Source organism: Mesorhizobium sp. P2_D5, assembly GCF_056404355.1.
The window spans coordinates 243,079-263,624 of record NZ_JBFUEE010000006.1; the positions used below are offsets into that span (position 1 = coordinate 243,079).

At 63.3% G+C, this 20,546-nt stretch carries 18 protein-coding genes and 1 tRNA gene; 4 read left to right on the top strand and 15 right to left on the bottom strand.

Annotation, left to right across the window (positions count from 1 at the left end; translation table 11 throughout):
• Positions 1 to 9 precede the first annotated feature (9 nt).
• The 12 genes from AC1DYW_RS25165 to AC1DYW_RS25220 all read right to left on the bottom strand — a co-directional run bounded on the left by AC1DYW_RS25165 (position 10) and on the right by AC1DYW_RS25220 (position 14,318).
• Positions 10 to 1,638: a GMC family oxidoreductase gene (locus AC1DYW_RS25165; RefSeq protein WP_477227985.1), complete on the bottom strand. Its 1,629-nt coding sequence runs from the start codon at positions 1,636 to 1,638 to the stop codon at positions 10 to 12.
• Positions 1,639 to 1,651: 13 nt separating this feature from the next.
• A complete protein-coding gene (locus tag AC1DYW_RS25170; RefSeq protein WP_477227986.1) occupies positions 1,652 to 2,413 on the bottom strand; it encodes a 3-ketoacyl-ACP reductase in 762 nt (253 codons plus the stop codon).
• Complete coding sequence (locus tag AC1DYW_RS25175) at positions 2,410 to 3,927, bottom strand: GMC oxidoreductase (RefSeq protein WP_477227987.1); 1,518 nt, start codon at positions 3,925 to 3,927, stop codon at positions 2,410 to 2,412. The genes AC1DYW_RS25170 and AC1DYW_RS25175 overlap by 4 nt, the downstream gene beginning before the upstream one ends.
• A gap of 5 nt (positions 3,928 to 3,932) precedes the next feature.
• Positions 3,933 to 5,048: an ABC transporter ATP-binding protein gene (locus AC1DYW_RS25180; protein WP_457154399.1), complete on the bottom strand. Its 1,116-nt coding sequence runs from the start codon at positions 5,046 to 5,048 to the stop codon at positions 3,933 to 3,935.
• Positions 5,049 to 5,052: 4 nt separating this feature from the next.
• Positions 5,053 to 5,997, bottom strand: coding sequence for a carbohydrate ABC transporter permease (locus tag AC1DYW_RS25185; RefSeq protein ID WP_095084591.1), 945 nt, complete (start codon positions 5,995 to 5,997; stop codon positions 5,053 to 5,055).
• Positions 5,994 to 6,950: a carbohydrate ABC transporter permease gene (locus AC1DYW_RS25190; protein WP_095084590.1), complete on the bottom strand. Its 957-nt coding sequence runs from the start codon at positions 6,948 to 6,950 to the stop codon at positions 5,994 to 5,996. The genes AC1DYW_RS25185 and AC1DYW_RS25190 overlap by 4 nt, the downstream gene beginning before the upstream one ends.
• 89 nt (positions 6,951 to 7,039) lie before the next feature.
• The gene (locus tag AC1DYW_RS25195) at positions 7,040 to 8,293 is read right to left on the bottom strand and encodes an ABC transporter substrate-binding protein (protein ID WP_095084589.1); all 1,254 of its coding nucleotides are present in this window, start codon (positions 8,291 to 8,293) and stop codon (positions 7,040 to 7,042) included.
• Positions 8,294 to 8,352: 59 nt separating this feature from the next.
• On the bottom strand, positions 8,353 to 9,864 hold the full coding sequence (locus AC1DYW_RS25200) for an aldehyde dehydrogenase family protein (RefSeq protein ID WP_477227988.1): 1,512 nt from the start codon (positions 9,862 to 9,864) through the stop codon (positions 8,353 to 8,355).
• A 15-nt stretch (positions 9,865 to 9,879) separates the two neighbouring features.
• Positions 9,880 to 10,656 (bottom strand): enoyl-CoA hydratase/isomerase family protein, encoded by a 777-nt coding sequence (locus AC1DYW_RS25205; protein ID WP_477227989.1) that lies wholly within the window; start codon positions 10,654 to 10,656, stop codon positions 9,880 to 9,882.
• Entirely contained in the window at positions 10,649 to 12,250 is a 1,602-nt protein-coding gene (locus tag AC1DYW_RS25210) for an acyl CoA:acetate/3-ketoacid CoA transferase (RefSeq protein WP_477227990.1), read from the bottom strand. The genes AC1DYW_RS25205 and AC1DYW_RS25210 overlap by 8 nt, the downstream gene beginning before the upstream one ends.
• Positions 12,247 to 13,263, bottom strand: a complete 1,017-nt coding sequence (locus tag AC1DYW_RS25215; RefSeq protein ID WP_477227991.1) for a Gfo/Idh/MocA family protein — start codon at positions 13,261 to 13,263, stop codon at positions 12,247 to 12,249. Before AC1DYW_RS25215 ends, AC1DYW_RS25210 begins: the two co-directional genes overlap by 4 nt.
• Complete coding sequence (locus tag AC1DYW_RS25220) at positions 13,260 to 14,318, bottom strand: LacI family DNA-binding transcriptional regulator (protein ID WP_477227992.1); 1,059 nt, start codon at positions 14,316 to 14,318, stop codon at positions 13,260 to 13,262. The genes AC1DYW_RS25215 and AC1DYW_RS25220 overlap by 4 nt, the downstream gene beginning before the upstream one ends.
• Positions 14,319 to 14,559: 241 nt before the next feature.
• On the opposite strand from AC1DYW_RS25220, the gene AC1DYW_RS25225 reads away from it, so the two are divergent.
• Together AC1DYW_RS25225 and AC1DYW_RS25230 are read left to right on the top strand one after the other, a co-directional pair.
• A complete protein-coding gene (locus AC1DYW_RS25225; RefSeq protein ID WP_477227993.1) occupies positions 14,560 to 15,720 on the top strand; it encodes a dihydrodipicolinate synthase family protein in 1,161 nt (386 codons plus the stop codon).
• An 82-nt stretch (positions 15,721 to 15,802) separates the two neighbouring features.
• Entirely contained in the window at positions 15,803 to 16,600 is a 798-nt protein-coding gene (locus tag AC1DYW_RS25230; protein ID WP_477228091.1) for a M15 family metallopeptidase, read from the top strand.
• A gap of 62 nt (positions 16,601 to 16,662) precedes the next feature.
• On the opposite strand, the gene AC1DYW_RS25235 is transcribed toward AC1DYW_RS25230, so the two are convergent.
• Both AC1DYW_RS25235 and cpdR read right to left on the bottom strand, forming a co-directional pair.
• A tRNA-Val gene (locus AC1DYW_RS25235) sits at positions 16,663 to 16,737 on the bottom strand.
• A 221-nt stretch (positions 16,738 to 16,958) separates the two neighbouring features.
• Positions 16,959 to 17,321 (bottom strand): cell cycle two-component system response regulator CpdR, encoded by a 363-nt coding sequence (cpdR, locus tag AC1DYW_RS25240; RefSeq protein ID WP_006199474.1) that lies wholly within the window; start codon positions 17,319 to 17,321, stop codon positions 16,959 to 16,961.
• A gap of 163 nt (positions 17,322 to 17,484) precedes the next feature.
• On the opposite strand from cpdR, the gene AC1DYW_RS25245 reads away from it, so the two are divergent.
• Both AC1DYW_RS25245 and hisN read left to right on the top strand, forming a co-directional pair.
• Positions 17,485 to 18,426 carry an N-formylglutamate amidohydrolase gene (locus AC1DYW_RS25245; protein WP_477227994.1) on the top strand — a complete coding sequence of 314 codons (942 nt, stop codon included), beginning with the start codon at positions 17,485 to 17,487 and terminating at the stop codon, positions 18,424 to 18,426.
• A 316-nt stretch (positions 18,427 to 18,742) separates the two neighbouring features.
• The gene (gene hisN, locus AC1DYW_RS25250; RefSeq protein WP_095084986.1) at positions 18,743 to 19,516 is read left to right on the top strand and encodes a histidinol-phosphatase; all 774 of its coding nucleotides are present in this window, start codon (positions 18,743 to 18,745) and stop codon (positions 19,514 to 19,516) included.
• A 16-nt stretch (positions 19,517 to 19,532) separates the two neighbouring features.
• Here the strand turns inward: hisN and AC1DYW_RS25255 are convergent, their stop codons facing one another.
• Complete coding sequence (locus tag AC1DYW_RS25255; protein WP_477228092.1) at positions 19,533 to 20,363, bottom strand: helix-turn-helix transcriptional regulator; 831 nt, start codon at positions 20,361 to 20,363, stop codon at positions 19,533 to 19,535.
• Positions 20,364 to 20,546 lie beyond the last annotated feature (183 nt).

Here is a 20,546-nt window from a genome sequence, read left to right on the forward strand (position 1 = left end):
TTTTTGCTCCTAAGCCGCCCGGTTTCCGGAAAACACGGCCGGCGGCAGCGGTTCGCGGTCGAGGATCAGATCGGCACCCTTTTCGCCGACCATGATGGTCGGCGCATTGGTGTTGGAGGAGGGCACGCGCGGCATCACCGAGGCGTCGCAGACCCGCAGGCCGTCGATGCCGCGCAGCCGTAGATCGGGTGTCACCACGGCCATGTCATCATGGCCCATGCGGCAGGTGCCGACCGGATGATGGTCGGTCTTGGAACTGCGGCAGGCATAGTCGAACAACTCGTCGTCGCTAGCGAGCGACGGGCCGGGCAGCACCTCGCGCAACACGTAGGGCGCAAGCGCCCTCTGCCGCATGATCTCGCGCGCCAGCCTCAGTCCCTTGATCGACATGGCGCGATCGTAGGGATCGGACCAGTAGTTCGGATCGATCAGCGGATGGTCGGCGGGGTCGGCGCTCTTCAGCCGCACCGTGCCGCGCGAGCGCGGCCGCAGGAAGGCGGAATTCAAGGTGACGCCCGGGTTGTTCAGCTTCTCGACACCGGCCTCGATGCCGGAGCCCAAGCCGAGATGGAACTGGATGTCGGGCGAGGCTGCAGTCGGGTCGGCGTACCAGAAGCCGCCGGTCTCGAACAGGCTGGAGGCCACCGGTCCCTTCTTCAGCAGCAGATATTGCAGGCCGGCCCAGGCCGTGCGGTGCAGCTTGGCGTAATTGTCATAGGTGTGGTCGCCGGTGCATTCGGCGATGACGAACAGGTCGAGATGGTCCTGCATGTTGGAGCCGACGCCGGGCAGGTCATGCACCGGCGTGACGCCGACCGATTTCAGATGGTCGGCCGGGCCGATGCCCGACTGCATCAACAGCTTCGGCGAGCCGATGGCGCCGGACGAGACGATCACCTCGCGGTCGGCGCGCAGGATTTTCTTCTCGCCGCCCGGCCTGTCGACGATCTCGACACCGATGGCGCGGCCTTTCTCGACGACGATGCGGGTTACCAGCACGTCGGTCCTGACCGTCAGGTTCTTGCGCGCGCGGATCGGCCTGAGATAGGCGACCGAAGCGGAGGAGCGCCTCGCATCCTTCTGGGTCAATTGGTAGTAGCCGACGCCCTCCTGGCTGACGCCGTTGAAATCCGGGTTGAAGGGAATGCCCATCTCCTGGCCGGCGCGGAAATAGGCCTCGCAGATCGGCAGTGGCGAAATCGGGTTCGACACGCCGAGCGGGCCCTGGTCGCCATGAAAGTCGTTGGCGTAGCGCTGGTTGTTTTCGGCTCGCTTGAAATAGGGCAGCACATCGCGATAGCCCCAGCCGGCGAGACCTTCTTCCTTCTCCCAGGCGTCATAGTCGCGGGCATTGCCGCGCGTGTAGATCTGGGCGTTGATGGAAGAACCGCCGCCGACCACCTTGGCCTGGGTGTACCAGAAGACGCGGTCCTTCATGTGCTTCTGCGGAACGGTCGACCAGCCCCACGAGGCAATGCCCTTGGTCATCTTGGCAAAGCCCGCCGGCATGTGGATATAGGGATGCCAGTCCTTGCCGCCGGCTTCCAGCAGCAGCACCTGATGCGTCGGATCCTCGCTCAACCGGTTGGCCAGAACACAGCCGGCCGGGCCGGCGCCCACGATGATGTAGTCGGTCATGACACTATCCACCTTACAGCCGCGGCACGGAGAGCGCGCCGTCGACATTGATGATCGAGCCGGTCGAAAAGCCGAGCTTGCCGCCGGCAAGCGTCGCCACCACGGTTCCGATGTCCGATGCTTCGCCCCAGCGCTTTGCCGGCACCAGCCCGCCGTCGATCAAGGCGCCGTATTTGGCGGTGACGCCCGATGTCATGTCGGTGCGGATGATGCCCGGCCGCACCTCGAACACAGCGATGTCTTCGGCGGCGAGCCTGAGCGCCAGGGTCTTCACCCACATCGACAGGCCGGCTTTCGAGATGCAGTAGTCCGGCCGTTCCGGCGACGCCATTTCGGCGCTGACCGAGGTGATGGTGATGATCGATTTCGGGTGATCGCCAGGTGCGGCCAGCATCGCCTTGGCGACGGCCTGGCTGAGGAACACGGTGCCGCGCAGATTGATGCTGAGCGCCTTGTCGAAATTCTCGGGCTTCAGTTCCAGGAGGTCGCCGCGCACGACGGCGCCGACGCCCGCGTTGTTGACCAGGCAGTCGATGCGGCCGAAGGTGCGCATCGCGGCGTCGACCAGTGCCGCATGGCCGCTGAGATCGGCGATGTTGCAGCTGACATAGGCGAACTTCGCGCCGCGCGTGGTGATGTCCTTTGCTAACCCGTCAGCGGGTTTTTCGGCAAGGTCGGCGACGAGGATGTTGAAGCCGGCACCGGCAAGCGCCTGAGCGCAGGCAAGGCCGATGCCGCGCGCGCCGCCAGTGACGATGGCCGCCGGGCGGCTCATGCGGAAAGCTCGGTCTTGCGGATATGGTCGGCGACACGCAGAGCTTGCGCGGCGATCGACAGCGCCGGATTGACGGCGGCCGAATTCGGCAGGAAGCCGCCATCGACAACGAACAGATTCTGATGATCGAAGGACCGGCAGAATGGGTCGAGCGGCGCTGTGGCGGGATCGTCGCCCATCTTCACCGTGCCGCACTGGTGCGACGGCGTGCGCTTGTCAAAGGGGCGCGACAGCACGATCGGATAGCCGCAGGCGCGGAAGTTTTCGCGCATCACCTTGGTCAAGCCGTCGAGCGACTGCATGTTGGAGCGCCGCCATTGCATGACGATGTCCTTGCCGTCGACCATGATGCGGCTTTCGGGATCGGGCAGGTCCTCGCACATCAAGTACCAGTCGACAGCATGGCCGGCCATGAAATCGAGCGCAAATTTGGGCGCGAACTTCACATTTGCGCTGAGGATGTTGCCGTCGATCTTGCCGAGCAGCTGGACGTTGCCGAGCGGCTTGCCGCCCTTGCCGTCGGAGAGATAATAATCGTTCAGCATCAGCGTCTTCTGGTAGACGGCATCGTTGCGGCGGCGCGGATCGATCGCCAGCATGGCGCTGGAATTGTGGTTCATGAAATTGCGGCCGACCTGGTCGGAGCGGTTGGCGAGGCCCTTGCCACCTCCCTTGCCGGTGGTGGGTGACGGCGAACGCAGCAGGATGACGGCGGAATTGACCGCGCCGGCGGAGAGGATGACCAGCTTCGGCGTCAGCTTTTTCAACGCGCCATTCTGGCGGTAGTGAACAGCTACGATGGTTTTGCCGTCGGTCGAGGCTTCCAGATATTCGACGTAAGCGCCGGTCTCGAGCTTGATGTTCTGGTCGGTCAGCGCCGCCGTCAGGGGGCCCGTTTGCGCGTCGACCTTGCCTTGGCCGGTGTTGGGAAACGCGTCCCAGCCGGTCTTGCCATCCTTCAGCCAGGCGTCGATGTCGACGCCGAGCGGCAGCGAGGCCGGATGCAGGCCGAGGCCCTTGAGCTCCGTGCGGGCGCGCGCGATGGGCGCCTCGTCGGGCACAGGCTTGAAGGCATAGGGGATCGAGTGGAACGGCTCGGTCGGGTCCTCGCCGAGCGAGCCACGCACGCGAAACAATTGCTCGGCCTTCGAATACCAGGGCTCGAATTCTTCATAGGAAAACGGCCAGGCCGGCGAGACGCCGCCGAAATGCTCCATGGCCGCAAAATCTTCCCTGCGGTAGCGGATCAGCACGGCGCCATAGAATTTCGAATTGCCGCCGACATAGTAATAGTTGCCGGGGTTGAAGGCCGCACCGCCGGCCTCGCGCCACATCTCCTTCGGCCGATAGTGGCCGTCGACGAAGATGGAACGGGTGTCGCGCGCATGCGGCGTTGCCGTCAACGGTTCGCCGCGCTCCAGCATCAGGATCGAGGCGCCGCTGCCGGCCAGACCGGAGGCGATCGTGGCGCCGCCGATGCCGGAGCCGATGATGACGATATCGGGATTTGTCATCTCGGTCAGAGAATGCGGTTTTCGGTCGCCGGATCGAAGAACACCGCTTTGGTCAGGTTGAAGGCGAGCGGGGTGTTGGTGCCGGGCTGGATGTTGGCGTCGGCGCGCAGCCTCGCCACCACGCCCTTGCCGCCGAGATTGGTGACGGCGAAGGTGTCGGAGCCTGCCGGTTCAACGACCTCGATAAAGCAGTCGGCAGTGGCGATGTTCGAGGCATTGCGCTCGGCGCCTTCCGGATCGGTCAGGGCTTCGGGGCGGACGCCGAAGATGATCGGCTTGCCCTGGAATGCCGACAGGCCCGCCGGCGCATTGGCCATCGGCAGCGAGATCGGCTCGCGCGCCTCGCGCTGCAGCACGACGGACAGCGCATTGCCGTTGGTGCCGATCGTCGCCGGGATCAGGTTCATCGCCGGCGAGCCCATGAAATCGGCGACAAAGAGATTGGTCGGGTTGTTGTAGATCTCGGCCGGCGTGCCGAACTGCTGCACCTCGCCGTCGCGCATGACGGCGATCTTGGTCGCCAGCGTCATCGCCTCGATCTGATCGTGGGTGACATAGACGATGGTGGTGCCGGTGGTCGCATGCAGGCGCTTGATCTCGATGCGCATGTCGACACGCAGCTTGGCGTCGAGGTTGGACAACGGCTCGTCGAACAGGAACAGTTTTGGGTCGCGCACCAGCGCCCGGCCCATGGCGACGCGCTGGCGCTGGCCGCCAGAAAGCTGGCTCGGCTTGCGCTGCAGCAGGTGGCCGATCTGCAGCACCTTGGCCACCTTGTCGATCGCCTTCTGCCGCTCTGCCGCCGGCACGCCGCGCATCTCCATGCCGAAGGAGATGTTTCCGGCCACTGTCATGTTCGGATAGAGCGCATAGCTCTGGAACACCATGGCGATGTCGCGCTTGGACGGATGCAGATCGTTGATTGCGCGGCCTTCGACGCGGATTTCGCCCGAGGTGATCGTCTCCAGGCCGGCGATGGTGTTGAGCAAGGTGGACTTGCCGCAGCCGGACGGGCCGACCAGCACCAGGAAGCCGCCCTTATCCAGTTCGACATCGATCCCCTTGAGGATCTCGACCTGGCCGAAGCGCTTTCTCAGGCCATCAATTTCCAGAAAAGCCATCAGATTATCCTTTGACGGCGCCCGCCATCAGACCGCGCACGAAATAGCGGCCGGCGAGCACATAGACGAGAAGGGTTGGCAATGCGGCGATCATCGCGGCCGCCATGTTGACGTTGTATTCGACGACGCCGGTCGAGGTGTTGACGACGTTGTTGAGCGCCACCGTCATCGGCATCGCGTCGCCGGTGCCGGCATAGGCAGAGGCGAACAGGAAGTCGTTCCAGATGTTGGTGAACTGGTAGATGACGGTGACGACGAAGATCGGCATCGAGTTCGGCAGCATGATGCGACGGAAGATCTGGAAGAAGGAGGCGCCGTCGACCTGCGCCGCCTTGACGAGTTCGGTCGGGAACGCCTCGTAATAGTTGCGGAAGAACAAAGTGGTGAAACCGATGCCGTAGACGACGTGGACGAAGACGAGATTGACCGTCGCGTTGCCCAGGCCGAAGCTCGTTCCGACCGAGTTCTGCAGCGACACGCCGAAACGGCCAAGGCTGCCGAGGATCGTCGCCATCGGCAACAGCACCGACTGGAACGGGATGAAGCAGGCGAACAGCATCAGCCCGAACACCAGCGTTGCGCCGCGGAAGCGCCATTTGGTCAGCACGTAGCCGTTGAGGGCGCCGAGCATCGTCGAGATCAGCACGGCCGGAACCACCATCTTGATGGAGTTCCAGAAATAGCCCTTGATGCCGGCACAGGTGAGGCCGACGCAGGTCTCGCCCCAGGCCTTCACCCACGGGTCGAAGGTCGGTGCCTGGGGCAGCGCCAGCATATTGCCATTCTGGATCTCATCCATGGTCTTGAACGAGGTGACCAGCATGACGAACAGCGGCATCAGATAGAACAGTGCAAACAGCGCCAGCAGCCCGTAGATGACGATGCGGTTGACGATCCTAGCGTTGACGCCGCCTGAGGCCTGGCGGGCGGGCGTGGTGACGGCGCTCATCGCGGCTTCTCCCGCAGTTCCGAATAGAGATAGGGCACGATGATGGCGATGATGGTCATCAGCATGATCACCGCGCTGGCCGAGCCGACGGCCATTTCGTTGCGCTTGAAGGTGTATTCATACATGAAGTTCGACGGCAGCCAGGCCGAGCCGCCGGGGCCGCCACTGGTCAACGCCACGACAAGGTCATACGACTTGATGGCGAGGTGGGCGAGCACGATGAAGGCCGACAGGAAGATCGGCCGCAGCAGCGGGATGACGATGCGGCGATAGAGCTGGAAGGTGGTGGCGCCATCGATCTGCGCCGCCTTCATGATCTCGCCGTCGATGCCGCGCAGGCCGGCCAGGAACATCGCCATGATGAAGCCGGAGGCCTGCCAGACGCCGGCAATGACCACGGTGTAGATGACGAAGTCCTTGTTCTTGATCCAGTCAAAATGGAAGCTCGTCCAGCCCCATTGATGCAAGGTCTGCTCGAGGCCGAGACCGGGATCGAGGAACCATTTCCAGGCGACACCGGTGACGATGAAGGACAGCGCCATCGGGTAGAGGTAGATCGGCCGCAGCACACCTTCGCCGCGGATCTTCTGGTCGAGCAGGATGGCCAGGAACAGGCCGAGCGCCAGGCAGATGAAGATGTAGAGAAAGCCGAAAATGCCCATGTTGGTGATCGACGTGTACCAGCTCGATGGCGGGTCGGTGTCGAAGGTCCAGCCCCAAAGCCGCTGGTAGGCGCGCGAGCCGGTGATGACATAGGACGGGAAGGTCTTGGAATTGGTGAAGGACAGATAGATCGTCCACAGGATGAAGCCGTAGACGAAGACAATGGTGATGGCGAAGCTCGGCGCCAGCACGATCTTAGGCAGCGCGTCCTGCAGGCGCGAGCGCACCGAGGCGCGCGGTCGGGCCTGCTCCGGCGTCAGCTTGATCTGGCTTGTCGCTACCGTGCTCATAGGGCTCCTCCCGTCGGCGCGAGGCCAACCAGGTTCGCGGATCGGAGCCTTCCCCGCTGGAGCGGGGAAGGCGTTTTTGTGTGTGGCGCTTACTTGGCGTCGTCGATCGCCTTGACCAGTTCGGTCACGGCCTCGTCCGAGGTCTTGATCTGACCATGGACGAACTTGGAGACGACATCCTTGTAGGCATTGGCGACCGCCGGAGGCGCGCCATAACCCTGGGCGAGCGAGCCGAACAGCGTGCCGCCGTCATTGGCTGCCTTCAGGTCGGCGATGCCCTTCTTGCCGCAAGCGTCGAAGTCGGTGTCCGGAACGTCGGTACGGGCCGGAACCGAACCCTTGACGACGTTGAAGGCCGACTGGAAGCTCTTCGACAGGGTGGCGGTGGCCAATGCGACCTGGGCGGCCTTGCGGTCGTCCGGAACATTGAACATGCCGAACATGTCGGAGTTGTAGATCACCGAGCCGTCGGTGCCCGGGAAGCGATAGCACAGGAAGTCCGTGCCCGGGGTCTTCTTGGCGGCGTGGAATTCACCCTTGGCCCAGTCGCCCATGACCTGCACCAGGGCGTCGCCCTTGATGACCATGGCGGTGGCAAGGTTCCAGTCGCGGCCGGAGAAGTTCGGGTCGACATAGGTGACGAGCTTGGCGAGGTTGTCGAACGACTTCTTCATCGTGTCGGACTTGAGCGAAGCGTCGTCGAGGTCGTTGAAGGCCTTCTTGTAGAACTCAGGTCCGCCGGTCGACAGCACGACCGAGTCGAACATGGTGGCTTCCTGCCAGTTCTGGCCGCCGAGAGCGAGCGGGATCACGCCTGCCGCCTTGGCCTTGTCGAGCAGGGCAACGAAGTCGTCGAAGGTCTTCGGCTCGGTGCCGCCGATCTTGTCCATGACGGCCTTGTTGATCCACAGCCAGTTGACCGAGTGGACGTTGACCGGAGCCGCGACCCACTTGCCGTCATAGACCGAGAACTTCTGCAGGGCGGCCGGAACCGACTTGTCCCAGCCTTCCTTCTTCGCGGTCTCGGTCAGGTCGCCCATGACGCCGGCGGCCGCATAGTCGAGCACGGTGTAGCCGAGCATCTGCGAGGCGGTCGGGTAGTTGCCGGCCGCGACCATCGCCTTCAGCGCGGTCATGGCTGCGTCGCCGCCGCCACCGGCCACCGGCACGTCCTTCCAGGCATAGCCTTCCTTGGCCAGGTCGCCCTTGAGGACGTTGAGAGCAGCCGCTTCGCCGCCCGACGTCCACCAATGCAGCATCTGGACTTCCTTGACGTCCTCGGCATGGGCCGCGAAAGCAAGGCCCGATGCGAGAGCCGTTCCGATAAGAAGTTTGCGCAACATGTACTTCCTCCCTTGTTGCATCTACACGACCGGCGAATGTCCGCCGGGTTCTTCTCAACTCAGCCGACCCACCATCCGGTGCGTTGGCCGCGATGAAACTGGATTGTCTTTTCTTCGGTATAGTCCTCTACGGCGCGTTTGCCGAGTTCGCGTCCGAGACCGGACTGCTTGTAGCCTCCGAATGGCAGCTCGGGGTAACCTTCCATGAACGTGTTTACCCAGACGGTTCCCGAACGCACATTCCGCGCCACCGACATGCAGGTGTCGATGCTGGCGCTCCACACGCCCGCAGACAAACCATAAGGCGTGTTGTTGGCGATGTGCAACGCCTTTTCAATCGTTTCAAAAGTCAGCACCGAGAGCACCGGTCCGAACACTTCCTCGCGCGCGATGGCCATGTCCTCGGTGACGCCGCGGATGATGGTGGGATCGAGGTACTGGCCGGCATTCGAGGCCAACTGTTTACCACCGCTGTAGACACTGCTGCCGTTGCTCGCCGCTGCCGTGACATAGCCGGTTACCTTGGCCAGATGGTCGGACGAGATCATCGCGCCGACCTTGGTGTTGTCGTCGAGCGGATCGCCGACCGTCACCCTGGCTGTAAGCGCCTTGACCGCGCCGAGAAAATCATCGGCGATCGCCTCATGCACGATCAGCCGGCTGCCGGCATTGCAGCATTCGCCGGCATTGAAGAAGCCGCCGAACACGGCCGCGTCGGCGGCCGCTTCGAGGTCCGCGTCCGGAAAGACGATTTGGCCGTTCTTGCCGCCGAGTTCCATCGAGACCTTCTTCAAGGATTGCGCGGCTGAGGCCATGGTCATCTTGCCGACCCGGGTGGAGCCGGTGAACGAGACCATTTCGACCAGGGGATGGCTGACCATCGGCGCGCCGACATCGGCGCCAAGGCCGGCGAGGATGTTGACGACGCCGGCGGGCAAGCCGGCCTGCATCAGGATGTCACCGAGAACAAAGGTCGAGGCTGACGTCATTTCGCTCGGCTTGACCACCGCCGTGCAGCCGGCGGCGAGCGCGAAAGGCAGTTTCTGGCTGACGATGAGGAAAGGGAAATTCCATGGCGTGATGATCAAGACGACGCCGATCGGCTCGCGCAGCACCACGCCAAGCATGGCGTCGCCGAGATTGGCGTAGGATTCGCCGTGCAGGGTGCGGGCGAGCGAGGCGGCATAACGCCAGATGTCGACAGCACCACCAATTTCGCCGCGCGCCTGGGCGATCGGCTTGCCGGATTCCAGTGCGTCGAGCCGGGCGATCTCCTCCAGCCGCGTCTCGATCAGGTCGGCCGCCTTGAGCAGGATCGCGGCGCGCTCGGCCGCCTTCATGCGCGGCCATGGGCCGGTCTCGAACGCCTTGTGCGCGGCCTGCACCGCGGCTTCGACTTCGGCTTCGCCGGCCTGTGCATAGTGCGAGACGGTGAAGCCGTGGCCGGGGCTCTTGCGCTCCAGCGTGCGGCCATCGCGGGCATCGACATGCTTGCCGCCGATCAGCAGCCGATAGGTTCTTGGCGCTGCGGACGCCTCGGCGGGCATGATGATGTTGAGAGGGGCGTTCATCTAACTGTGTAATCCTCAGGATCTTGAAAATGCTGGTTTTTGCTTGGTCTTGAAAGAGCCGACGCCGGCTTTGAGATCGCAGGTCAGGGCGATGAAGCCGCTGGCCAGCGCTTCCGTCGCCGCGGCACTTTCCTCGCCCTCGGCCACCGCGATCATCAGCTTGGCGGCTTCCGTCGCCAGCGGGCCGCGCTCGGCGATCTTTTCGGCCCAGGCCCTGGCTTCGGTCAGGCTGCTGCCGGTTTCGACCACCCGGTCGACCACGCCGAGCGCCAGCGCTTCGGGAGCGAGCAGAATCTCGCCGCCTAGCGCCATGCGCCGTACCGTCTGCGCGCCGAACCGGCGCACTGCGCGTTGTGTGCCGGACCAGCCGGGGACAACACCGATCGAGGTTTCGGGGAAGCCCAATTTCACCTGTGTCTCGGCCACGCGGAAGTCGCAGGCGACCGCCAACTCCAGCCCGCCGCCCAGCGCATGGCCGGACAGCACGGCGATGGTCGGTTGCCGCAACCGCGCCAGCCGGTCGAAGACACGATGGCCGTAGCGGACCCATTGCACCTGGAAGTCGGCGGCACTCATCTGCGCCCACGCCTCGACATCGCCGCCGGCGCAAAAGCCCTTGCCTTCGCCGCGCAGCAGCACGACACGAACGACTTCCGCCATCTCCGCTTCGTCCAGCGCTGCCTCCAGCGCCCGCAGCATCGGAATATCAAGCGCGTTGAATTTCTCCGGCCGGCGCAGCGTGACGATGCCGATGGCACCATCCTGCTCGAATGTGACGAGACGCTCAGCCATGCGCGCCTCCAAGCGAGGCGCCGCCATTCAGCGACAGCCCGATCGGCTGGTCCAGGTAGAGCGCTGCCGGTGTCGTCTTGAGATCCTTGGCGACGCCGAGCGGGATCTCGGCCTGGGCCAACACGTCGCGCTGCAGGTCGATACCGGGTGCGAGTTCGGTGACGACCAGGCCCTCCGGCGTCAGCTTCATCACGCAACGCTCGGTGACATAGGTGATGTCCTGTCCCTGCGCGACCGCGCGCTTGCCCGAGAAGGAGATGTGCTCGACCTCGTTGACCACCTTCTTGACCTTGCCCTCCTGGTCGATGCGGATGCCGCCATCGGCCAAGGAGAGTTTCGCCCCGGCGTTGAAGAAGCCCGAGAAGACGATCTTCCTTGCCCGGGCGGTGATGTCGACGAAGCCGCCGGCACCGGCGGTGACATGCGGCCGTGCGGACAGTTTCGAGACGTTGACCGAGCCGTGGCGGTCGATCTGTAGGAAGGACAGCAGCGACGCGTCGAAGCCGCCGGCCTGGAAATAGATGAATTGGTGCGGCGAGGGCATGATCGCCTCGGCGTTCGAAGCGCAGCCGAACTTGAAGTCGAGCAGCGGCACGCCACCGACGGCACCCTGTTCGATCACCCAGGTGACCTTGCCGTGCTGGCCTTCCTCGAGGAGGATGCGCGGCACATTGGCCGAGATGCCGAAGCCGATGTTGACGGCCATGCCGTGGCGGAGTTCCAAGGCGACGCGGCGCGCGATCACCTTCTGCACGTTCATTTCGGCGTTGCGGAAGCTCGACAGCGGCCGGAAGACCTCGCCCGAGATTGCCGGATCGTAGGGCGTCAGCGTCGTCTGCAACTGGTCGGGCGCGACGACGATGTGGTCGACCAGCACGCCCGGCACGCGCACGTCGTGCGGCTTCAGCGTGCCGTTCTCGACGACGCGCTTGACCTGGGCAATGACGACGCCGCCATTGTTGCGGGCGGCGAGCGCCTGCTCCAGGCCGCCAAGATAGGCGCCCTCATGCTCGTAGGTGAGGTTGCCGCGCTCGTCCGATGTGGTGGCGCGGATAATCGAGACCTGCGGCACGATCGAGCGGAAATAGAGCCATTCCTCGCCGTCGAACTGCTGCACCGAAACGATCGGCTCGCTGGCGGCCGCGTTCATGGCGCAGCCCTGGTGGCGGGGGTCGGCGAAAGTGTCGAGGCCAACCTTGGTCAGCACACCCGGACGCTTGGCGGCGGCCTCACGGTGCATGTCGAACAATATGCCGGACGGTACATTGTAGGCGGCGACCGAATTGTCGCCGATCATCTTCCAGATCTGCGGCGGCTCGGACGAGGAGGGGCCCGACGGATAGGAGCCGCACAAAGTGCGCTTCAACAGGCCAGGCTTGGCCAAATGGTCGATGCCCTTGATGCCATACATGTCGCCGGCAGCTATCGGGTGCAGCGTGGTGATGTCTTTCGGATGGCCTTCGCTGTCGAAGCGCTCGCCGATCGCGGCCAGCACCGCGTCCGGGCAGCCGAGACCGCTCGACGACGAGACGGACACGACCATGCCGTCCTTGATCAGGCCTGCGGCTTCGGCGGCGGAAACGACCTTGCTCAATTCCTGCTCCCGAGTTTCGGGTCGATCTTGACGGCGTTGCCGGAGCCGGCCGATTGAAGGGCCGCTTCGGCTGCGGCGAGCGACCAGATGCCGTCCTCGCCGGTAGCGGAAGGTTGGCCTTCGCCACGGATCGCGGCGTGGAACTGACGCAGTGACCGGGAATAGAGATCCTCGCGGTCGAAGCTAAGGTCCTCTTCGCCTTTTGCCGTGCGCAAGGTCACCGAGCCGACCGGCTTCTGCGTCATCACATTTCTGGCGATCAGCGAGCCCTCGGAGCCATGCACCTCGAAACCGGTGTCGGCGAATTTGGTGGTGAAGCCTTCATGCGACTGGGCGATGACTCCCGATTTGAAGCGCCAGATGCACATTGCCCCATCTTCCAGCCCGCTGCCGGCCATGCCGGCCGACTGCGTGAAGGCCGAGACTTCGATTGGATCGTCGCCGAGCACGAAGCGCAGCGTGTCGGCATCGTGCACGGTTATGTCGAGCACCACGCCGCCGCCTGCCTCAGGCTTCGTGATGCGCCAGCCCTGAAGGTTCTCGGGCAGGTAGACGGCATGAAAGACGCGCGCGGCGATCGGCTTGCCGATGCGGCCGGCGGCGATGGCTTCGCGCATGGCGCGGTGCGCGCCGGCGTTGCGCAGATGGTGATTGGTGCCGAGCACGATGCCGGCTGCCTTCGCGGCGGCGACCATTGTGCGCGCGCCGTCGCTGGTCAGCGCCAGCGGCTTTTCGCACAGCACATGCTTTGCCCCCTTGGCTGCGGCCAAAGCCTGCTCGAGATGCAGTTCGTTGGTGGTCGAGATGTAGACCGCGTCGATGTCGGCGCCAAGCAGAGCGTCAAGCGTCGAAACAGCCAGCGGGATGTTGTTTTCCGCGGCATAGGCCGTAGCGCGCTCGGGATTGGAACTCATGACCGCCGCGATCTCGCCATCGCCTTGTGCGCGGATGGCATTGATCATGAACTGTCTGGCGATCGTGCTGGCGCCGATCAAGCCCCATCTGACGCTCATGCCGCATCCCCCATTCCTGCGGGCCTGTTTTGGGCGCGGCGATCCGGGCCGCAGCTTTCCCTGACCACCAGATTGACCGCACCGATATGATCTTCGGCCCGCGTCGTGCGCGACTGGATCATCTTAAGCATGACATGGGCGGCGCGTTCGCCGAGGCCGGCCGTGTCCACCGAGACGCTGGTCAAGGCCGGCATGTAGTGCTCGGCCTCGACCACGTCGTCGAAGCCGACGACGGCGAAATCCGGTCCGGGCTCAAGCCCACGCTTGCGCAGCGCCAGCATGACGCCAAAAGCGACCGCATCGTTGAAGCAGAGTGCCGCGGTCGGCGGTTCGGATGTTGCGAGAGCGGTATCCAGACAGGCGATGCCGCCCCTGCGGCTGGTCTCGCCTTCGATCACGGTCATGTCGCGGGCGGCGATGCCAAGCGTCTCACAGGCTTCACGAAAGCCGCCCAGCCGCTCTTGATAGACCACGAGGTCGGCCGAGCCGCCGAAGAAGGCCAGCCGGCGATGCCCTTTGCCGATGAGATGGGCGGCGGCCAGGTAGGCGCCGCGATGATTGTCGGGCGTGATCACCGGAATGCGGCTTTCGGGCAGCCGGCGCATGGCGAAGACGACCGGAACGCCCGCCATCTCCAGGCGGCGGAATGCGCCCGGCGTGGTGCCGCGCGCCGGCGACACGATGAGGCCGGCGACGCCTTGCTCCATCAGCGATTTGAGCACCTCTTCCTGGCGCACCGGATTTTCCGCCGTGTTGGCTATGAAAGGCACGATGCCGGCCGACTGGAAGACGCGCTCCATGCCGACCGCCAGTTCGGCGAAGAAGGGATTGGTGAGATCGTTGATGACCATGCCGATGACGTTGGAGTGAGCCTTGCGTAGATTGGCGGCGCCACGGTTGTAGACGTAACCGACATCCTCGATTGCCTTGCGAACCTTGACCGCGGTCTCAGGCCGGATCAGCCCGCTGCCCTGGAGCACGAGCGACACCGTCGATTTGGACACGCCTGCCTCGCGGGCGATGTCGAATATCGTTGCCTTGGCCCGGCTGGCCATCCAGATGCATCCTCCCTGATTTTCAAGCCGATCTATTGGAACGTTCTAATCACTAACCTCATCTGGAGTCAATCGAGGTTCTTTCCGGATTCGAAAAATTGATCCGGTGAGGCCAGCGAGCCCATTCCATAAGGCTTTCTGTGTTGCGGCGCAGCATTTATCCGCGAATGAGCTCTGAATCGTAAAGGTTCTTGATTTATTGGAACGTTCCATTTATAGGCACGGCGATAGGGAGAGAACGATGGACATTGTCTTGCCTGGTGAGGGTGGCCGCAGCAGCCGCTACGCTCTGGTCGGCCAACCGGTGCAGCCGGTGGTCGGCGCGCGGTTTTCGCGCATCGCCTATGCTGCAGCCCATGTCGTTGCCGATCCGCTGGCGATGACCGATCCGTGGTCGCAGCCGGTGGTCGACTGGGACAGAACGATGGCATTCCGTCATCATCTGTGGCGGCTCGGCTTCCGCATCGCCGAGGCGATGGATACCTCGCAGCGCGGCATGGGTTTCGACTGGACTAATGCGCAGGAGTTGATCCGCCGCTCGATCGCGGAAGCGCGCACCGTCGAAGGCGCCGATCTCGCTTCTGGTGCCGGCACCGACCACCTGACGCCAAGCGCCGCCCGGACGCTCGACGATGTCATCGCCGCCTATGAAGAGCAGTTCGCTTTCATCGAAGGGCTGGGCGGCAAGGCGATCATGATGGCCAGCCGCGCATTGGCGGCTGTTGCCAAGGGCCCGGACGACTATGCCCGTGTCTACGACCGCATCCTGTCCCAAGCGTCCAGCAAGGTCATCCTGCACTGGCTGGGCGACATGTTCGATCCGGCGCTGAAAGGTTACTGGGGCAGCGGCGATTTCGAGTCTGCGCTCGACACCGTCGTCGCCATCATCGAACGCCACGCCGGCAAGGTGGAGGGGATAAAAATCTCGCTGCTCGATGCCGGCAAGGAAGTCGCGCTCAGGAATCGGCTGCCGGACGGCGTCGTCATGTTCACCGGCGACGACTTCAATTATCCCGAACTGATTGCCGGCGACGGCGGACGACATTCGCACGCGCTGCTTGGCATTTTCGATGCGATTGCGCCGGTCGCCAACGCGGCGCTGGCGAAGCTGGCGGATGGCGACCGCGCCGGCTATGACGCGCTGATGGCGCCGACCGTGCCGCTATCGCGAAAAATCTTCGAGGCGCCGACCGAATACTACAAGGCCGGCATCGTCTTCATGGCCTGGCTGAACGGCCATCAGGATCATTTCGAGATGGTCGGCGGCATGCAGTCGGCGCGTGGTATCCGCCACTATGCCGATGTCTTCCGCCTTGCCGACCAAGCCGGGTTGCTTGCCGATCCGGAGCTGGCGGTTGCCAGGATGAGAAGTTTGTGTGCCGTCGCGGGCATCTCAGGATAAATGTGGGCTCGTGCCCTGATCACATTCCCTTTTCGTTTATGATCGAAATGGTAGGCGTGCGATTTCGGGGGCCGTGCTGGCGATGAAGCCAAGGATTTCCATCGTTTTCGTGGTTTTGATGGCGGCGATTCCCTTATCGGTTGCGCAAGGCGGTGATGGCGTCGATCAGGCTGACGCCAAGGCTGCGCTGCTCGAAGCCTACCCTGGCCTTTTTACCATCTCGGGCAATACAGTGACGTGGTCGGATGGTGCCACGATGGTGTGGGATGATGGCAAGGCACGCACGCCCGAGGAGTTGATCAAGTCCCCCGATATCGAGGACATGTTCCACTACGTTTATCCGACAGCCAGTGCCGGAGACCTTATCCCCGACGTGGATTTCGATCCCGGGCGGATTCGCAACGAGGCTTTTTTCAAAAAACTCTATAGGGCCAGTGCCGCGGCGGTCGGCCATCATTTGACGACCGTCAAATGGCTGCCCAAACTGGGCAAGTATCCGGTTCGGATAACGTCGCTCTTCGGTGTCGACGCGCGCCTCTCCAAAATCTCGAATGCCTTGCAGGAGTTGCCCGCCGACATGAGCCGCTACGGCCTCAAGCCAGGCGGCGGTTTCAACTGGCGGGTCATCGCCGGCACGGATCAGCTCAGCGTCCATTCCTTCGGCGCTGCATTCGATATCAATGTCGGTTATTCCGACTATTGGTTCTGGAACAAGCCCGATGACAAGGGCCGTATCCCGTTCAAGAATCGCATTCCCTTATCAATCGTCACGCTGTTTGAAAGGCAGGGTTTTATCTGGGGCGGGCGCTGGTATCACTACGACACCATGCATTTCGAATATCGGCCCGAATTGCTGCTCTACAAGGAAAAGCAGGGCTAGCCGGCCCTTGGATGCCTGGCCAGCGGATACTCGGCGCAACGTATTGATCGTCTGGGATTGGATGGTGGGCGTGACAGGGATTGAACCTGTGACCCCTGCAATGTCAATGCAGTGCTCTCCCGCTGAGCTACACGCCCATCCGAAGCCGCGCATACACCATTTTTGATCCAGCGCGTCAATAGCAGGAAAAAGGAAAGAAGGCGTCGTCTCGCCGCAGCGGTGACAAGGGTGCTTACGCCTAAAGCGCGTCGCGTTTGAACGGAATCAAGCGCCGCGCTTCAGGTCTTTGTTTTCATGCATGTCGTTCTCCCAAAATCGGGGCCACTTTTGGGCGACATGCATTGGCTCGGAAAGCGGCTTAGGCCGCCTGCAGCATCTTTTCGACCTCGTTGACGAGGTCGCGCAGGTGGAACGGCTTCGACAGCACCTTGGCGTCCTTAGGCGCCTTGGAATCCGGATTCAACGCAACGGCGGCAAAACCGGTGATGAACATGACCTTGAGGTCGGGATCGATCTCGGTGGCGCGGCGCGCCAGTTCGATGCCGTCCATCTCCGGCATGACGATGTCAGTCAGAAGCAGCGAGAACGGTTCCTCGCGCAGCCGCTCATAGGCGCTGGCGCCATTGTCGAAATCGCTGACCTGGTAGCCGGCGCGCTCCAGCGCCTTGACGAGGAATCGACGCATATCGTCGTCGTCTTCCGCCAGAAGAATGCGTGCCATGATATCCCGTCCGAATCACCCGCTCGAGATTGCCGTTGGGCAAGCCCGTTAACCATCCTGTATATGAGGAGGTGAGGGTAAACATCAAGTGAACGAGAACCGGGATGGACCATATTTGCCCGGCCTGTGCTGCCGCTGAAATGCTGGACACGCGGCCAGCAAGGTGGCACCTTCACATGATGATGCACTGGTGTTTGCGGGTTCGCACAAATTGAAGACTGCAGCCGAGGATTTTTCGGTCTTTCCACCCTTCGAAGTCCGTTCGGGCGCCGAGCAGCGCGTCCCCTTCCTTTTCAACTCACCGCACAGCGGCCGCTACTATCCGGAGCGCTTCCTTGCCATGGCAAGGCTGGACCGCAACGCCATCCGCCGTTCGGAAGACTGCTATGTCGACGAACTGTTCGGCGGCGCCGTGGCGCTGGGAGCGCCGATGCTGGCGGCTAATTTCCCGCGCGCCTATCTCGACGTCAACCGCGAGCCGTGGGAACTCGATCCGCGCATGTTCGCCGAGCCGGTGCCGTCGTTCTGCAACATCCGCTCGGCGCGGGTGGCCGGCGGGCTTGGCACGGTGCCCAAGCTGGTCGGCGAGGGGCTCGATATTTATTCCGGCCGCTTGCCGCTGTCCGAAGCGGTCGCCCGCATCGAGGCCGTCTACAAGCCCTATCACGAGACGCTGAAACGGCTTTTGACCAGGACCCATGCGCGCTTCGGCTTTGCCGTGCTGATCGACTGTCATTCGATGCCGGCGAGCATCCGCGTCGGCGACAATGGCTTGAGGCCCGACTTCATCATCGGCGACCGTTTCGGCATCTCCGCCACCGCGGCGTTGACCGAGACCGCGATCGGCCTGCTCACCGCAATGGGCTACACCGTCGCCCACAACAAGCCCTATGCCGGCGGCTTCATCACCGAGCACTATGGCCGCCCGGCGCGCCATCTCCACGCCCTGCAGATCGAGGTCAATCGCGGGCTCTACATGAACGAGCGGACATTCGAGAAGGCCGCCGGCTTCGACGCGCTGGCCGACGATCTGTCGCGATTTTCGGCGGATCTGATGGCAATGCCGGACCATCATTTCATCGACCTGCCGCTGGCGGCGGAGTGAAACCTTGGTCCGGGGTGCTCCGGCGTAAAAAAAGACCGCATCGTTTGCACGATACGGTCGAAGTCTAGGGAGGAAACGCCCAAGGAGGGCATGGACAGGAAAACCTGTCCGAGGCTGAGGGTATGGTGCGCTGCACAAATGTCAAGCGACCTTCAGGCTTTTTTAATTCACTCTGATGTGGAAATTGCTTTTCGGTGACGCTTGTGTGACATCCGGGCAACAGGTGCCGCAGCGGAAAAATCGTCGAACGCCCTTGTTTAGGCAGGAAATTGGCGGCAGAGCACGGCTCGGGCATGCTGCAATGCGGGAGAATCAGTTGGATATCAGCATCGATTTCATGCGCCGCATTGCGCGGGCGGCCGCGGCGGAAACCTTGCCGCGCTTCCGCAGCCAGGGCGCCGTCGCCAATAAGGAAAAAGGCAGTTTCGACCCGGTTACCGAAGCCGATCGCGAGGCCGAGCGCGCCATCCGGGCGCTGATATCGGCTGAGTATCCCGACCATGGCATCCTTGGCGAGGAGCACGGCAGCGAAAACATTTCGAGCAAACATGTCTGGGTGATCGACCCCATCGACGGCACGCGCGCCTTCATCTCCGGCCTGCCTGTGTGGGGGACGCTGGTCGGACTGACGGTCGACGGCGATGCTGTTGCCGGCATGATGTCGCAACCTTTCACCGGCGAGCTCTACTACGCCAACGCCTCGGGCTCTCACTATGAGGGGCCGGGTGGCCCGCGCAAGCTGACAACCCGCAAGACGACGAAGCTCGCCGACGCGACTCTGTTCACCACCACGCCGGCACTGTTCAAGGGCGAGGCGCGCGAGCGCTACGACCAGTTCGAAAAGCAGGTGCAACTCGCCCGCTACGGCACCGATTGCTATGCCTTCGCCATGATCGCATCGGGAAGCGTCGATATCGTCGCCGATCCCGGATTGAAGCCGTACGACATCGTGGCGCTGATCCCGATCATCGAAAAGGCCGGCGGCGTGGTCACCACATTCGATGGCGGGCCGGCGGAGAAGGGCGGCGATGTCGTGGCAGCGGCGACGCCGGAGCTGCATGCGGCGGCGATGGCTGCGCTCCGAGGCTGACTTTTCCTGAACTGCTTCAGCGCGGCTTGATCGAGCGCTGGAACTCCGCTGGGGTGCGGCCGTAAACCAGCCTGAACGCGGAGCTGAAATGGCTGTGGCTGGAGAAGCCAAGGTCCATGCCCAGCGTCGTCAGATTGTCGTAGCGGCCAAGCAGGTCGAGCGCGCGCGCCAGCCGCAGGCGCAAATGATAACGGTAGAGCGGCATGGCCTCGACCTGCTGGAACATCTGCGTCAGGTAGACCGGCGAGACGCCGACCTCGGCGGCAATTTCGGCCAGAGTCCAGCGTCGCGACAGATCCGAGGACAAAACGAGCTTGGCACGGTCGACCAGTTTCTGTCGGCCCGGGCTGGCGCCGGCGACATGCGAGGTCCGCTCGCCGAGAGAGCGCCGCACCAGCGTCAGCGCCAGGGTTTCGGCCTCGAGCGTTTCGGCTATGTTGCGGCTCAAGCTGTGGCGCAGCAAAGCCACCAAAGCCTGCGCCCGTGGGTCGATGCGCCGGCGTTGGCGACGGAACGCCGGGGTCGCGCCGCTGCGCAATTGCTCCTTCGGCACCAGCTCCAGCAGCTGAGCCTCCTCGACGACGAGATCGAGGCAGGCGTCGCCACCGTCGACGGGGTGGCTGATCCGATAGGCTTCCGCCTCGTTGAAGAACAGCAGCTGATTGGCTTCGGCGACCGCATCATTGCGGCCGACATGGCGCACGAAGACGCCGCGATAGGGAAATACCAGATGCGTCGCCGACGTGCACTCTTCCTCGCTCCTGTGCCGGCATTGCCCGCTGCAGGCGACGTCGCGCACTCTGACAGTGCCGGTGTCGAGAAGCAGCTGGGCCGTGAATTGGGATATGGCCATTGCGTTGTTTTCCTCTGCCGGGCCATGGGTCCTGCATCGGCACTCTACGCAATCGGCCCGCCCATTCCTGTCAGGAGACTTCCAGGCAGGCCGCTTCTTAATGCGCGTCGCGTCAAAATGGATTCACGCGACGCGCTTTGAGTTTTTTTGTTTCACGCATGTCGTCGCCCCAAAACG

What these genes read in the sequence shown, in the direction of transcription:
- cpdR (WP_006199474.1), bottom strand. Translation starts at nt 17,321, where the DNA reads ATGGCACGCATTCTTCTGGCGGAAGACGACGACGATATGCGTCGATTC.
- AC1DYW_RS25185 (WP_095084591.1), bottom strand. Translation starts at nt 5,997, where the DNA reads ATGAGCGCCGTCACCACGCCCGCCCGCCAGGCCTCAGGCGGCGTCAAC.
- AC1DYW_RS25165 (WP_477227985.1), bottom strand. Translation starts at nt 1,638, where the DNA reads ATGACCGACTACATCATCGTGGGCGCCGGCCCGGCCGGCTGTGTTCTG.
- AC1DYW_RS25195 (WP_095084589.1), bottom strand. Translation starts at nt 8,293, where the DNA reads ATGTTGCGCAAACTTCTTATCGGAACGGCTCTCGCATCGGGCCTTGCT.
- AC1DYW_RS25190 (WP_095084590.1), bottom strand. Translation starts at nt 6,950, where the DNA reads ATGAGCACGGTAGCGACAAGCCAGATCAAGCTGACGCCGGAGCAGGCC.
- AC1DYW_RS25180 (WP_457154399.1), bottom strand. Translation starts at nt 5,048, where the DNA reads ATGGCTTTTCTGGAAATTGATGGCCTGAGAAAGCGCTTCGGCCAGGTC.
- AC1DYW_RS25230 (WP_477228091.1), top strand. Translation starts at nt 15,803, where the DNA reads ATGAAGCCAAGGATTTCCATCGTTTTCGTGGTTTTGATGGCGGCGATT.
- AC1DYW_RS25200 (WP_477227988.1), bottom strand. Translation starts at nt 9,864, where the DNA reads ATGAACGCCCCTCTCAACATCATCATGCCCGCCGAGGCGTCCGCAGCG.
- AC1DYW_RS25205 (WP_477227989.1), bottom strand. Translation starts at nt 10,656, where the DNA reads ATGGCTGAGCGTCTCGTCACATTCGAGCAGGATGGTGCCATCGGCATC.
- AC1DYW_RS25225 (WP_477227993.1), top strand. Translation starts at nt 14,560, where the DNA reads ATGGACATTGTCTTGCCTGGTGAGGGTGGCCGCAGCAGCCGCTACGCT.
- AC1DYW_RS25215 (WP_477227991.1), bottom strand. Translation starts at nt 13,263, where the DNA reads ATGAGCGTCAGATGGGGCTTGATCGGCGCCAGCACGATCGCCAGACAG.
- AC1DYW_RS25175 (WP_477227987.1), bottom strand. Translation starts at nt 3,927, where the DNA reads ATGACAAATCCCGATATCGTCATCATCGGCTCCGGCATCGGCGGCGCC.
- AC1DYW_RS25220 (WP_477227992.1), bottom strand. Translation starts at nt 14,318, where the DNA reads ATGGCCAGCCGGGCCAAGGCAACGATATTCGACATCGCCCGCGAGGCA.
- AC1DYW_RS25170 (WP_477227986.1), bottom strand. Translation starts at nt 2,413, where the DNA reads ATGAGCCGCCCGGCGGCCATCGTCACTGGCGGCGCGCGCGGCATCGGC.